We start from the raw sequence: 13,602 nt of genomic DNA on the forward strand, positions 1-13,602 counted from the left end.
TATAAGTGATGACATTTGTAGCAACCCCAAAAACAAACTCTAATGAGCATGATGCGTATATAGAAGCTCAGAGAATCTACAGGGAAACCCCAGTAGAAAATAGGGACTCGCACTTGATAAACGAGCTCTATTTAATGTCAGCACCTATTGTTAACTTCTTTCGAAAAGAAGAGCGCGAATTACTAGCGGCCTCAACATTCAGTAAAACACTTAAAGAAGGCAGTAAAAAACTCAATCGTCAGGTACTAAAAACGCTTCTGCAGCACCTGAGTGAAGGTCACATCAACAAGCTGATTAATGAAATTCCTCCAGAAGATATCAATAAAGAAATAAAAGTCGCTTTTCTAAGACGAAACCGTGACTTATTGAGCGAACTTAAACCCGGAACCGTTACTATCGATATGATCCGTGAGGTCTACATAGATGGTGGTTACCGTAAAACAATTAGCCCAGATGTATTTCAGAATGCGGTAGAACGCCGCGCAGAGGAATCTGCCCTACCTTACTTGAAGGTACTATCCCCATGTGTCAAAAGCGCTGAGTACTGGTCGGAATACATATCGAGAGGTGAAGCCTCCATCAAGGATATCCCACGACGCCACAGGGGTGACCCCGGGTTCATGGATAAATTAATAGAAATGCATCCAGATGCTTTCGCTGTCACTAAGCCAAGCATCATTAATGCAGAACAGCGCAAACAACTTAAAAGGGAGAAGGCTTACAAAGACAAGAATGTGAGATATATCCCCGAAGAGGAAATTACTCAGGAAATTTGTACTGAGTTTTATGCATTACGCCCATCCAATATTTTGCGCATGCCTAGTGAGTTCATTACCCCTGAGATGGTGAAGTCCGAGATCGTAGCTGGGTCCGAAAGGCTATCCTCGATAGATATCGAAGCTATCCCACTAACCCTTATGCCGGACGTTCTAACTCAAGCACCTGAAGTGTTTGAGCGCCTTGAATCGACCATGCCGGGCTACTTGGAATTAGCAAAAAATGCTATCAAATCTGATCCTAAAAAGGTCATCGAGGTCCGATTACCCCGCAACCACCTTTTAAAATCCTCAGTGCGCGTAAGCCAATGGGTAGATTTATTGGAATGTGTAGGTAGCAGTAACGACATCGTACGCACTTTCTTAAGTGAACAGATTCTAGCCCCACTACTGAAAGAGTTTAAGGCAGCAAGGCGCTTAAAGCCTCGTGCTATGAACAGTCTCTTACCACTGATCAATGCATGTGAACGACTTGGCTCTATAAACATCGAATTAAATGCTTATTACTGTGACAAATCTGCATAACTAACATTAAGGAACGAACTGTGAAGCCGCAAACCACGACAATGAAACCCGTACCCTTCCGAGAAGGGAATACAGTATTGCGTACATACGAAACGCCCTTTACTGACCGCGCAGGCCATCAGGCCACTTTAACGCTGGTTGACTATACGGACCGGAAGGGAAAAGAGAATGTGGGCTTCGTACTTCGTGTTAAGTGGGTTGATTAAGGAGGCGCTATGAAACCTCAATTTATTTTTGATTTGGATGATGTCAGTGTCGATATGATCGACAAGGTTCACCGTATTCTTAATCCTCTTTGTGGACAAGAGCACAAGCCCGAGGACTTCTATACCTATGATTTCTTAACTATGTATCCGGGATTTGAAAAACCCTACCTAATGGAGGCTCTCGTTGACGCAAAAGCAATTGAAACCGCTAACCCGCTTGAAGGTGCTGTAGAAGCCACCCATTTGATCCGTGAGGCTGGTGGGGAAGTAAATATTGTCACGGCGCGCAGATGGCATCCGAACGCTGAGAGCGCAACAGAGGCCTATTTAGAGCGTAAAGGCTTTTATTTCGATCGACTGAGGGTTACTGGGTACCAACAGCCCAAGTCGGAAGCCTATAAGCATATAGCACCCCAATTCGAGCTAATGGTTGACGACTCTCCAAGCCATCTGACAGATGCTTTAGAAACCGGTATCGTTAACCAAGTGGCAATGATAGAAAAGCCATGGAATGCGGCCGCAAAACATCCTCGACACTCTTCGCTACTCAATGTCGTGCAAGAATATCTAAGCAGGTAGCATAAGCGGGATTAATCAATAACAGTATTATTTATTATTTATTTTCATTATAATTTAATAAAATATTGCAGGAGACAAGCCCATGTACATGCTCTATCAAGACGAAAACAACCACCTAGCTTATGGCTCTACGAAATACCTTGTTGCTGATGAGTCCAATCACATTAAGACGCCTGAAGATATTGAGCTCCTAGTGCTACAGGATGACAGTTTAGGAAACCCTATTACCCCCCTTTACATTTGTGACCAAAAGCCAGAATCTTTAAACTCAGCCTACAAGCACGCGATTGGTGAGTTGAATCGCGCTATTTATCTTTTGGGGCGCATCCACACACAAGACCCATTTGTACTGATTGATAGCACAGAGCTAATCTCTAAAGCGAGGGATGGTATCGGTTCCGCGAATCCTCAGGCCTGCTTCCCGAATCTTGCTTCAATCTCATTTGATCAACAATGCATTGAACTGCACAATACGCTAGAGGACGCTATTGAAAGTATTAAAGGGCTGGAAAGCAACTTACCTTTCGATCCAATAGCACCAAGAACCAAATTCATGAGGGCAATTAAAGGAGCTTGCCGACGTATGATGAATGAGCTTGAATTGCAGACTAGCGCTGTCCGTCAACACCTTCTTTCGAACGATGAAGATTACGTTGGACCTACCGTGGATGATATTGCAGAGAACCTAACCCTTACTAATTGGGTAGATGAAACAATATCGGGCACAGAAAAAGGGGCTTATGCGTATGGCAAAGAACCTGAAAGCGATAATAATCTCACGCTAAGCTAAGAAGCAAATATGTCACACCAAAAATCACAGACTGCGCTTGCAGCCTGTGAAACAGAGCTCTCAAATACAAAAGCGCACTCAATGCGTCCGCAAAGGACATATACAGCATGGTTCAGGAGGATGTTCTGGCTCGCGGGATGGTAGTGGCATCAAGGCTGAATTTCTTGAAGTTGTTAGCAAATACAAGCACTTGATTGATTTAGGTTGGCTTGAAGATGAGAAGGGCTAAGCCCTTCTCGTTAGCAGGAAGGGAGCCAGATTTCCTTTCGATCGACCTGATCTAATGTGACCTTTCCTGCTATATCGTACTTCTTAACGCTCTTACCTTCCTCAGCTACATCAACACACTGAAGTTTCAGATCAACAATGATCTGATTCTCCTCAGGCCATTCAATCGAAAGCTTGGCAAGTACATCCTCTGCCTCAAAACTTGCTGCCACATGGGCTCCGGCAATGCTATTGATAGGATTGCTAATCGCACTGAACTCCGTTGCCTTGCCCTGCGTGAGTTCGGGACCACCTGAAACCGCAAAGCTCAGAAGCTGCTCATCTTCTTCACCTTTTGCAGCCAACGACAGGAATAACTTTCCTTCATCAATGGTAAAGCCACCTTCAACAAGCTCAAGAGCCGTAATTTCTCTGCGATGTTTTAAGCTAATGGTCTGGTCAGTCATTTTGCATCTCCCTTAATTCCCTGTTTTTGGAGTTTGGCATAGTATTCAATAGGAAAGCAACAAAATCTCAACACTTATCATTATATCAATAATAATGATCAAATCTCTTAGCGACACAACAATCCCATTGAACGCCGACCTAAATTAATTTACATTATATTAAAACACAAATGAGATTAACCTATGCCCACTTCCCATACTTGTTATTTAACAATCCCTAAATTTGATAGCTTCGTTAAACTAGTCAATTGGTACCGGAATTATTTTCACAAGAACAGGGATTGGGCCGCATTACTCATTGAATTGGATCGCTTTAAGAAATCGGAGAAAAGGAACCCGACCTACCAGACGATGAAGGCGATTGCCCTTAGCAATAATTACCCAAGCAATCCCATCAAAAAGAAAGTAGAAAAACTGCTACTAAAAGCAGCCGATGCGGGCAACCTACTCGCAAGGGCCTACTTGATTAGGAATTGGTTCTATTATCTAGACAAAACATCCGATGAAAATAAAATTCGCGCTTCTGAGTGGATATATAGTGCATGTGAATCTGAAATAGATTGGTGGCTCTACCATACATTCGACAGCATCGTGTGGAGCTTCAAAAGGATAGATGATGTTGAAATTCACGATGCTGACTTAATTGATGCTCTTCTGTATAAACCAACAGAAGAATTTAATGTTACCCCTATGCTAGAATTAACTAATGACCTCCATGTATCCTCTTTGGGAATTAGTCAAATAGCACTAATGGAATACCGGGATAATTTGCTTCAGATCCTTAATTTACAACTAACACAGCAACCATTTGAAGATCACATTCAGTATTGCCCTCCTAAAAAAATACATCCTCACTGGTCTTATCACATTATCACAGATAGTGAAGATCACTTAAAGGTTAAGTGGGATTCATGGGCGACAGGTGTACAAGTGCTTAAATTCAAGACTAGCGACACTAAAGCACTCCTTGAGTATATAGAGTCCATCAATGAATCTCTGAGGGTATTTGAAACCACCAATACATCCACATTCCAACACATCTCCGAGATGCAGCCTAAGGGATCACCAAATGCGACTGAGTGATCGTATGCGACCTAAAAAGTGCCGCAAATGCCAATGTGCGAGGTGTCAATGCCACCGCCCCATCCATAAGCGTGTCGTGAGCCTTGAATGTACTAGAGCCGCCAAAAGGGATACTCTAAAACAGTTTGGCGTAGACAATGAACACCTCTATTACATCACTGATGCGGACAGAGAGTCCGCATCTCGCTTAGATGTAGGTAAGCTATTGGAAGAAGCGAGAGAACTGTTGGCTGAAAAAGAAAATGCAAGTGCTAGTCAATCAAGTCATGACTAATCAATAGCACTTGTTTTTTTGTTTATTTTCATTATAATAAAATTATTATATAGAAGGAGTGAGATATGCCACAGATCATTGTTAGTATGCTGCTGAATCTACCCGAAGCACCTGATCATGATTCCTTTGATACAATTGGACAAACTGCAGAATTAGGCTTGCGTGAAGGGCTTCAGGCGCAAGGCATGGGTAATGTGGATATCGAAATGGTATCGGCCTACCCAGTTAATGTAGAGCCTTCATCCACAGATTTTTCTGCTTTAAAGCCTATTGGTGATGCTATGCTTAACGCAACCGATAACTTAAAGAGCAATTCATAAAGTTCTTCCGGGGTTTGAGCTGGTTATTGTTCGCCGGAAAGAAAGGGTCGGGCCCATACGCGGCTGATCACATTCAAAGTCGTACCGACTTACAGCGTCTGCGCGGAGAAGCGGTTGCTGAGCGCAATGTAAAGGCTGCTGTCCGGGCTATGGCCCTACCTGTGATTCAAAACAACGATAACACTTGAGATGAAGGAGGACCGCATCACCCAACAATAGCTAAACCACAGTTCATGGAGCCGCGGCTTGGACACCCGCATCATGGTAAAGTGCGTTGTGAAACTCCCTGTAGGACGAAATCTTAACCTTAACGATGAGGCTCTGGACACCTCATTAATGTGAGATTTTAAATCATGTCTACATACAATCTTAATCAGGATATTAGTCCAGAAAATTCGCAGAAAATCGCTTTAGTGTTCGAAGCACTGCGCTACAGCCAAGGATTAACCTATGAATATATAGGGTCCGTTATTGACTATAGTAGTTCTGAACTTAAAGCAATCTTTGCGGGTATCGAAGCAATACCAAAGATTGTTTTTTTACAGCTGTGTGAGCTGTTTGGCTTAATTGGGGTCTCAATATCCCACCATGAGGAGGTTGTTGACGAAAATGGTGTGAACCTGATCCGCTTGTTGCAGCTTGCGGAAATATAGGACAAACACCCCAAGCCTTTAACAAGCCTTGTGATAGATTGAAAAGCCTGCTGAAATTGTTTCCGCAGTTTCAGTAGACGAAAATGGCATGAATATGCAGAAACTCTTGCTGTATCATTTCTAACTGACGTTAAAATAGGGGCTCAGTTTTATGGTAGACTTGAGCCTCACAACAGTAGAGTTGAGCGATACATGCTGGAACAAGACGCACTGAAGGAATACATCGACACCCTACCCGAAGAAGATCCCATGCGGGATCTTCTCAGCCCTATGGTCATTGACGAAAAAGGGCAGGCGTTTATTGCGTCCATCAAAGCAGGTCAGATACCTGAAAAATACCCCTATGGGTATGAGTTCGGCTATCTGGATGATCCCGATAACTTCCAGCAATTCTTTCAGCAAAGCTCTGCAAGTTTTGCCCTACGTCAAGCCTGTCAATCGCTCTGCATGTATGCCGTTGTAGACCGTGAATGGACACCCCATCTTGCCAAATGGATCGGTAACCGACGCGTCCTCGAAGTGATGGCGGGTCGTGGGATTCTGGCGAAAGCATTGAGTGATGAGGGAGTTGCCATTACCGCAACAGACTACAACACCTACTGGGAACCCTTCCACCCAATTACGGAAATCGATGCCAGAGAAGCGGCGGCAGAAAGCTCAGATGATGTGCTTTTGATATCATGGCCACCCTTTGAAGACACTGCCATTGTGGATGTGTGCAACGCATGGGGTACAGAGCGCCCGATTATCTTCATTGGCGAGTTTCGTGGCTGTACCGGATGCGATAAATTCTTTGATCGGTTCGTGCCGCGTGAAGATGTATATATCCCCCTACCCCAATTCATGGGCATCAAAGACAACGTATACATCGGGTATTGGACATAAAAAAGCCCCGTCGACGACAGGGCTTTAAGTATTCGATTACTCGAAGATCTCAATATCTCCGATTTCTAGATACGGATCACCGTAGTTACTGTGGAAATGAAACCTTACAAATCGCGCTTCCAAAGGAGATGCGAAATTAAGGGTGATTACGGCCTGACGATCCATATTGGTAAAGGTTTGGTGATCAGTGAAGTTTACACCGTCCATAGAGACCTTAACCGTCATGTCTTTCGGATAGTGACCCCAAACACCATTCATGGCCAACCAGTGGTTCTTAATACTGATACCCGCAGCATTAACCGTCTTATTCGGGCCAAAGTCCACCTGAATCCACTCTTCAGATGTGGTGGCGGGTATCCAGAAACCACGGTTCTTAATCCCCTCTATATAACCATAATCATTGCCATTATAGTTCATATCTACGCCGTCAAACGCACCCTGTGGTACATCAGATGGGTTGTTGGAGCTGACACTATAAGAACTTGTAGTCAGGCCATTGGTACCAATCAGTGCAACGTTGTTACGCGGACCTACGCCCAGCAGTTTCTGCTCTTGATCTTTGGCGAAGCAACGCACTGGAAAGTTGGAGTACTTATGGATCGAGGCACTCGCCCCTGACGACCCCTGTGTCGCTACTACTAAATTTGAATGACTCTCAGAAGAGGTCACATGATAACCATTTGGGAAACTCCCATCAGCGCCAGCACCCACCAAAGACGTGATCGCCGAACTTAGCTCCCCCGAACTTGGTACATACCAGTTAGAGCCTTTATTCATACAAGCAAGATACGGGTTAGCATAACCGTTCATTGGGTTGTGACTACCATACCCCATCAGTGCCGCATCAAACAAAGTCCGGGAATTGGCATGACCATCATTACTGGTAGCACCAGTCGTGTAGCCATACGTACCCGCGACAAAAGTTTCGCCTTGGTTAGTTAATGCCATATACAGGGACTCACCATTGAAATCCCCTGCATAGATAACATTCTCACCATTAATGGCACATTGATCACCTACGGATAAGTTCGAACAAGCCGATCCACCTTGGCCTCCCGACTCTTCATTAGCAGAATTACCCACTTCCACACCCGCAGGCGTGCGATAGATAAATTCCGCCGATACTGGGAGCGCCGTCAACGCCGCCAGTAAAGGAATAACAATTTTCTTCATGATATAAACCCTGATTATTAACGCTATAATAAATAGAGTTACTGATAATCGTGATGAATTGCAAATATTTCAGTTTGACTGTCTTTATTTTTTCATTATAATATTAGCGCAATTCTATAATTAAGAGCTAAAAATAATGAGTAAGCTAACATTTCGGACACCAACTTGGCATGTAGAAGTGGAAGTGGATATTCTTTCCATTAAAGGCTTTATTGAAGGGCGTTGCATTATTAAATGTAAAATTGAGGATATGACTTGCCTTATCTCACATAGAGATAAGTTTCTAGCCACTGACGCTTCGGATCTAGAAAATCATAAGGCCTTGCTAGATAAGTTCCATGAGGCTGTAGAAGCTATGATTAAATCAGACGACTTTATCCAACGCGTGACGGATCTGAGCGAGTGTGGCTTCACCACTAACCTTATGATCTTTTCCAAAGAGGCCGAAGATGCGGATGACCTATCCGTTAATAGCACGCCTTCTATGCAACAAGCCCATAATGTCGCCGTGGTGAATCAAGAAGAATGCCCTTTCGTCATAGGGGAGCCTTTTGAAGGGGTTCGATACGTTGAATACTCTTTCACTGCAGCTGACCGCATGAGCAGCACAGGTTATATCTACAAGTCCTTTTGGGCGCGGTGTTTGAATGCAGAAGAAGCTTACTTGTTCAAAATTGGGCTTTGGAACTCACAAAACAAACAGCCAAGACCTCCCTCACAGGTCGTTCCAATCATCAAAGATAAAGAGTACAGCCTTGAGCAACTACTTAATCAATCAGTGACAGATTTCTCGAGCATGCCTTTGTCCCTATGGGCTACTTTGCAAAATGATATTCTCAACTATATGAAGCAGAATGATCTAATCGAGGTCGATTAGCATGCCCACTTGGAAGCTATACGGTAACTGGCAGGAAAAAATAACCCAGCGCGAAGCTTACCGCCAAAAACTCATCGATAAAGGTGTAGTGGACGGCGGTAGTAAAATGCGAAAATTGATGTCAAAAAAAGGATTCTGAGCCTCATGTCAAATAATGACGACCTCATAGAACGCCTCCTTATGCTAAGGCATGAAGCAGTGCACCAAACAAAGGAACAGTCTGGAATGTTGGCTGAAATTGTGATTCGATCCATAAAAGATGGTGATGAGAGCTTGCTCCTTAAAGGCCTTAGCGCCAGTGCGGGAACAGGGTTGTCGGCACAGATGCTGCTCTACTCCATCCGGGACCAATTGGAGAAACAACGCGATGAATAACGCGAGATCATTCAAACTCACCTTTGAAGCTGATCATCACCCAGCCCTATGCAAATAAACACGGTGAGTCGACAAAGAATCCTGCTCCTCATGCTTTATTGGGGGCGATAGCTGCATGGTGCTTCAAAACGAAGATGAAGATACATGGGTCATTCTTTATAAATTCATGGAGAGTGTTCAAATCCATGGAACACGGGAAGAGGCTAAATCAGCAACCCCTGCATTTGCACTGGATGTACTGAACCACTATGGCTCTTTGGTTCAAGACTTAATCGATGAAGCACCTGATAAACAGGCCGCAAGCTAATGGATATAGCCTATGTTTAAGCACAACCTGCTGTCATTTTTAAAATATGTATACGCTAAACTAACGACGCTGGATGCTTGGTCTCGCTCCCCCTTCTACGAAGAGCACCACACACGCAAGTGTCGGCAAAACCAACTGAGCGTATGGGAAGCGAAACAGCAGGGCCTGTATTTTAATGACAAACCGCTTACTCCAAAAATGTTCGAATCATTTCAAGACTCAGTGACACGCAATATGGGTTACGTGAACGCAACCTCAGGCGAATTACTAGCGGCCATTCACAATTACCGGATGGCAGGCACGTTTGTAGCTGAAGTCCACCCTCATGGCACTCAAACTTCTGAGGGCACGACAACAGACCTGCGTGTCGGCCCTGCATATGCCAGCGACAATGAAGTATTTCAGAAATTCTTAAAGAGCGGTGAGGTGAAAATTGATGATGTTCACAACTACCAAGCTTTTAAAGGCATTCAAAATTAAAAATAGGTATAAAAATGAAATTTTTCAGTAAGGTCCCAGCATTTGCGTATTTCTTGTTTTGCGTCCTTATATTGTTGGCAATTGGTATATATTACAACCACCCTGAGCAGAAACGGGTCAGCAATGAAAGTGAAAAAATCCAATTCCAAATTACAGAGCCCATCATTACCGTAGATCGAACGATTGAGGGTGCGGCTGTAACCAAACACTTCGGGCTGTTTACCGTTTTAGAGTCGATTGATATTCACTCTTTTAACTACTCAAGTCGAGAAAACTTCAATATGACTATCAAAGCGGCGGGGATGAAACTCGACAGCCATAGCTACGCCCATGCTTGTAGCCTTAATAGGATGAATATCACGACTCATCTAGCCGATCAGGAACTCGATCTTGAAAATCATGTCTGGAATATTTGGATCTCCAAACAGGCGCGCAATAAATTCACACACAGTGATGTTCAGCAATGTGTTGATGCACTCATCCGATTTGTAGCCCATGACGTTCAAAAGAACGCAGATAAAGTGGCCTTTGCAAAAGAGTTAGAAGAATCTTGGCAATCCCACATTTCAAAAAATCAACACAAATCCAATTTACACTAAAGAGTATTGTAAAAATGTTATTAAAACGTATCCCCACCTTCATCTATGTTCTTGCAGTGTTAGCTTTGATTATTAGCTTTATTTTCCACTACGAATCTCCCGAACAGGTTCGTGAGCGTGACGGGAAAAAGCTTATTCACTTCCCAATTAGTGAACCCCTTCTTTCTAGACTTAAAGAAGATCACAAAAAGCGCAACCAAGCTAACGCGGAAAACACCACAATTGTCGAGCGTGTTAGCATTCTTCCACCCGTAGTTGAAAATACTAATGCACACATTAAGATTCTAACAAGCAATGGTGAAGACCAGATTCATACGTATCTTGATCACTGCAGCATCAAAGGCCATAAACTATTATGGAAAATGCAGGATGAAAATATAAATCTGAAGACCAATACGTGGGACATTTGGATCGCTAAAGAGGCACGAATTGCTTATTCCTATCCCACCTTTAAAAAGTGCTTGGATCAGGTGATGATATTTACAAATAGATATCTAATCAATGAAACAATTAAATACTCCCCTTCAGAACAAAACAATCTTGCATCATGGGAAACACACATAGGCAACACAACAAAAAAATAACGCCATGCGGTTAATTTTCATTATGGTAACAAACCAACGCTATTGAGCCATAATCGTAATTATGCCTAACTGCGTCCCTGATCCTAGGACAAGGGACGCAATAAGCGACAACATCCACTCCTGTCAAGCCTAAAATCCAGCATCAATAAACAAGGCTCTATGCAAAACCCCTAAAAAATATAGCACTGAAGGCCGCTATGACGCCTTTTCCTGCAATTAATTCTGGTTATAAGATAACTACATACAATAAAAAAATAATAAAAGTCAAATTATTTCTTGCAATAGATGTATTTTCCATTATATTAAAGGCAACTTACTTAATTAAAGAGATTTATACATGTCCAAAACCAACCTGCCATTTGTGCTGGATGAGCGTTCAACCAAGAAGTCAGATATCACACGCTACATGAAGTTGCATCAACGTGCGGCAGGGTTGCCTTTGGATACGTATTTAATTAGCACGGCCGTCTTGCCCCGTCCTATGCAATCTACCATGAATTTGTTGGCTAAACAGGGCGTGCCTCCAGTCGCATCAATTATCCTTTCCATTGGTGATCACAACCAAGAAAGCTTAGGTCTTGGTGATGTGAGTTCGAAACGTATTGCTAACCTGCAAGTTGAGCTCCTTAAGAACTGCTCATGCATTCTTGATGGAGAGTCCAACCCAGAAGTTTGTGAAGACAAGCTGTTCCGCATTTATGGCGCCACACCAAAGACATTGGCTGATGCCGAAAAACTTCTCATTGCAGACATCAAGGCAGTACAGCTTGAATGTTCAGAGCGTGATTTAGAAATCTTTAGTTCCTTCTATGGTTTTAATCGACGCGAAGCGTTACGCAAAGCTGATCTTGCCGAAAAAGTCGGCGTTTCACGTGAACGTATTCGTCAGATTGTGAGTGCAAAAACCAAAGAACTTCATTCTACAATGCGAGTTGCCCCTGCAGCATTAGCGGGCATGGTTTTAGAACATTTTAATGGGAGTTATGCTGAACTCTTACCTAACCTGCGCAGAACATTTCTGACGGATGAAGTGTTTACCGCCTTCCTTATGGAGCTAATGGGAAAAAGTGATTTGGTGCGGGAAGAGCGACAGATGGACGCCACAGATCGTACCATTCAGACCATTTTTGCGCTGAATGGCGGTGGGCAAAGTATTGGCGATTTTATCGCCCTTCTTTCTGCAGCTCAACCAGAGGGCGGTATCGATGTTGAGATGCTGCACTACTTGGTGAATGCTAATCGCCTTCGCCTAGAAGATGGCAAGTTGTACCCAACTAAAATGAAATTCAACACATCAATTGCTTATGTGCTGAACGATTATCCGGGTGGGATGACTGCAGATGAACTAGAAGCAGAGATTCGCGCAAATGGTGCTTTATCATTCACGGACTACGACCCGCTCGAGCGCTCCGCCCAGCAATTACTGTCAATGAATACTGACCCTCATACGTATCATTACCGACAACTCTTTAAGCACGTAAAGTATGTGGACCTAAAAGGCTTTGAAATGGCTGATATCTGCGCCAAACTGAAAGCTGCCATGGACAAGATTCACCAGCCTCTGGCGTATTCAGACACATTACTTACTGAAGTACCTGAGCTAAAAGACATTGAGTACATGGATCTTCGTTATGCTTTAAGCACATGGGGTGGTGAGCATGGAATTTACTTTATGGGACAACCTAAGGTAGATCTCATCAGCAGCAGCCCAATCCCAGCAGGCACAACGCAAGTTGATGTGTTGCATGCGGGCATCAAGCACGCATCTAAGCCGGTTGACTTTGAAGGCTCCAAAACCTTTGTGCGTGAGCCCATCCGCTTTCGTACCCGTGAGTTTCTAAACAAACTTATCAGAACGGGCCGGGTAACAAAATCAGAAGAAGGTTTTTACAAAGCCGCTTAATAGTACCTGTAAACAGTAAATATTCACCGGCCTAGTGTCGGTGAATTACTTTTGGATTAATCAAATGATCTTAGGCTTTGTAATCCTGAATGCTCTGGTTCTTTTTTGGCCTTGGTATCTTATTAAGAAGATGGCCAATAAACCTCTAACAGTCCGATTAGCATCTTGCGCTCTATCCCTATGCCTTTCACTAATTCTAATAATCGGAGTAGCACTAAGCCATCCTGCCAAAGAGACGTATCAGATGTTATTTGTAGTTGGCATGCTGAGTCTCCTTGCGCACATCCCGTGGTATAACAACCTTAAGAATGAGTTTGAAGATGGACTGCATTAAAGAATTGTTAAATACCGATTTTTCAGATACCACAACGTGCGAGTAGATCTATCCCATTGCAAGTTCTTTAACAAAATGCCGTGTAGATAAAAACTACGATCTGGCAGATGAACTCCTCAGCAACATAGATTTCGAAAAGCAAAGCCCTACTTCATTGATCTACTTCATTCGAACCACATTCCCTGCGCGGGATAAACTTAAATCT

21 protein-coding genes are annotated in these 13,602 nt (G+C 43.4%); 19 read left to right on the plus strand and 2 right to left on the minus strand.

Translation table 11 applies throughout. From position 1 onward, the window contains the following. The first annotated feature begins 8 nt into the window (after window positions 1-8). From ACMXYT_RS19690 to ACMXYT_RS19705, 4 genes are all read left to right on the plus strand, one after another. Window positions 9-1,301, plus strand: coding sequence for a hypothetical protein (locus tag ACMXYT_RS19690; RefSeq protein WP_415913315.1), 1,293 nt, complete (start codon window positions 9-11; stop codon window positions 1,299-1,301). A 20-nt stretch (window positions 1,302-1,321) separates the two neighbouring features. Then, the gene (locus ACMXYT_RS19695) at window positions 1,322-1,507 is read left to right on the plus strand and encodes a hypothetical protein (protein ID WP_415913316.1); all 186 of its coding nucleotides are present in this window, start codon (window positions 1,322-1,324) and stop codon (window positions 1,505-1,507) included. Window positions 1,508-1,516: 9 nt separating this feature from the next. After that, window positions 1,517-2,086 (plus strand): hypothetical protein, encoded by a 570-nt coding sequence (locus ACMXYT_RS19700; RefSeq protein ID WP_415913317.1) that lies wholly within the window; start codon window positions 1,517-1,519, stop codon window positions 2,084-2,086. A gap of 82 nt (window positions 2,087-2,168) precedes the next feature. Continuing rightward, window positions 2,169-2,876 (plus strand): hypothetical protein, encoded by a 708-nt coding sequence (locus ACMXYT_RS19705; protein ID WP_415913318.1) that lies wholly within the window; start codon window positions 2,169-2,171, stop codon window positions 2,874-2,876. Window positions 2,877-3,115: 239 nt separating this feature from the next. On the opposite strand, the gene ACMXYT_RS19710 is transcribed toward ACMXYT_RS19705, so the two are convergent. Continuing rightward, complete coding sequence (locus ACMXYT_RS19710) at window positions 3,116-3,550, minus strand: hypothetical protein (RefSeq protein ID WP_415913319.1); 435 nt, start codon at window positions 3,548-3,550, stop codon at window positions 3,116-3,118. A 183-nt stretch (window positions 3,551-3,733) separates the two neighbouring features. On the opposite strand from ACMXYT_RS19710, the gene ACMXYT_RS19715 reads away from it, so the two are divergent. The 6 genes from ACMXYT_RS19715 (at window position 3,734) to ACMXYT_RS19740 (ending at window position 6,765) form a co-directional block, all read left to right on the plus strand. Then, window positions 3,734-4,633, plus strand: coding sequence for a hypothetical protein (locus ACMXYT_RS19715; protein WP_415913320.1), 900 nt, complete (start codon window positions 3,734-3,736; stop codon window positions 4,631-4,633). Between the two features lie 76 nt (window positions 4,634-4,709). Then, a complete protein-coding gene (locus ACMXYT_RS19720) occupies window positions 4,710-4,907 on the plus strand; it encodes a hypothetical protein (protein WP_415913321.1) in 198 nt (65 codons plus the stop codon). A 65-nt stretch (window positions 4,908-4,972) separates the two neighbouring features. Next, entirely contained in the window at window positions 4,973-5,227 is a 255-nt protein-coding gene (locus ACMXYT_RS19725; RefSeq protein ID WP_415913322.1) for a hypothetical protein, read from the plus strand. Between the two features lie 14 nt (window positions 5,228-5,241). Continuing rightward, window positions 5,242-5,415, plus strand: a complete 174-nt coding sequence (locus ACMXYT_RS19730) for a hypothetical protein (RefSeq protein ID WP_415913323.1) — start codon at window positions 5,242-5,244, stop codon at window positions 5,413-5,415. A 165-nt stretch (window positions 5,416-5,580) separates the two neighbouring features. Then, window positions 5,581-5,880, plus strand: a complete 300-nt coding sequence (locus tag ACMXYT_RS19735; RefSeq protein ID WP_415913324.1) for a hypothetical protein — start codon at window positions 5,581-5,583, stop codon at window positions 5,878-5,880. A gap of 192 nt (window positions 5,881-6,072) precedes the next feature. Beyond that, window positions 6,073-6,765, plus strand: coding sequence for a hypothetical protein (locus tag ACMXYT_RS19740; protein ID WP_415913325.1), 693 nt, complete (start codon window positions 6,073-6,075; stop codon window positions 6,763-6,765). 36 nt (window positions 6,766-6,801) lie between these two features. On the opposite strand, the gene ACMXYT_RS19745 is transcribed toward ACMXYT_RS19740, so the two are convergent. After that, the gene (locus ACMXYT_RS19745) at window positions 6,802-7,938 is read right to left on the minus strand and encodes a discoidin domain-containing protein (protein WP_415913326.1); all 1,137 of its coding nucleotides are present in this window, start codon (window positions 7,936-7,938) and stop codon (window positions 6,802-6,804) included. A 136-nt stretch (window positions 7,939-8,074) separates the two neighbouring features. Here ACMXYT_RS19745 and ACMXYT_RS19750 point away from each other — a divergent pair, with 136 nt between their 5' ends. From ACMXYT_RS19750 to ACMXYT_RS19790, 9 genes are all read left to right on the plus strand, one after another. After that, window positions 8,075-8,815, plus strand: a complete 741-nt coding sequence (locus ACMXYT_RS19750; protein WP_415913327.1) for a hypothetical protein — start codon at window positions 8,075-8,077, stop codon at window positions 8,813-8,815. Window position 8,816: 1 nt separating this feature from the next. Beyond that, window positions 8,817-8,954 (plus strand): hypothetical protein, encoded by a 138-nt coding sequence (locus ACMXYT_RS19755; protein ID WP_415913328.1) that lies wholly within the window; start codon window positions 8,817-8,819, stop codon window positions 8,952-8,954. 5 nt (window positions 8,955-8,959) lie between these two features. Continuing rightward, entirely contained in the window at window positions 8,960-9,190 is a 231-nt protein-coding gene (locus ACMXYT_RS19760; protein ID WP_415913329.1) for a hypothetical protein, read from the plus strand. Between the two features lie 115 nt (window positions 9,191-9,305). Beyond that, on the plus strand, window positions 9,306-9,497 hold the full coding sequence (locus tag ACMXYT_RS19765; RefSeq protein WP_415913330.1) for a hypothetical protein: 192 nt from the start codon (window positions 9,306-9,308) through the stop codon (window positions 9,495-9,497). A gap of 12 nt (window positions 9,498-9,509) precedes the next feature. Then, window positions 9,510-9,977, plus strand: coding sequence for a hypothetical protein (locus ACMXYT_RS19770; RefSeq protein ID WP_415913331.1), 468 nt, complete (start codon window positions 9,510-9,512; stop codon window positions 9,975-9,977). Window positions 9,978-9,991: 14 nt separating this feature from the next. Beyond that, a complete protein-coding gene (locus ACMXYT_RS19775) occupies window positions 9,992-10,576 on the plus strand; it encodes a hypothetical protein (RefSeq protein ID WP_415913332.1) in 585 nt (194 codons plus the stop codon). 14 nt (window positions 10,577-10,590) lie between these two features. Then, window positions 10,591-11,160: a hypothetical protein gene (locus tag ACMXYT_RS19780; protein WP_415913333.1), complete on the plus strand. Its 570-nt coding sequence runs from the start codon at window positions 10,591-10,593 to the stop codon at window positions 11,158-11,160. 337 nt (window positions 11,161-11,497) lie between these two features. After that, window positions 11,498-13,063, plus strand: a complete 1,566-nt coding sequence (locus ACMXYT_RS19785) for a hypothetical protein (protein ID WP_415913334.1) — start codon at window positions 11,498-11,500, stop codon at window positions 13,061-13,063. A 64-nt stretch (window positions 13,064-13,127) separates the two neighbouring features. Then, window positions 13,128-13,397 carry a hypothetical protein gene (locus tag ACMXYT_RS19790; protein ID WP_415913335.1) on the plus strand — a complete coding sequence of 90 codons (270 nt, stop codon included), beginning with the start codon at window positions 13,128-13,130 and terminating at the stop codon, window positions 13,395-13,397. Window positions 13,398-13,602 lie beyond the last annotated feature (205 nt).

Source organism: Neptuniibacter sp. QD37_11 (genome assembly GCF_047778105.1).
GTDB lineage: Bacteria > Pseudomonadota > Gammaproteobacteria > Pseudomonadales > Balneatricaceae > Neptuniibacter.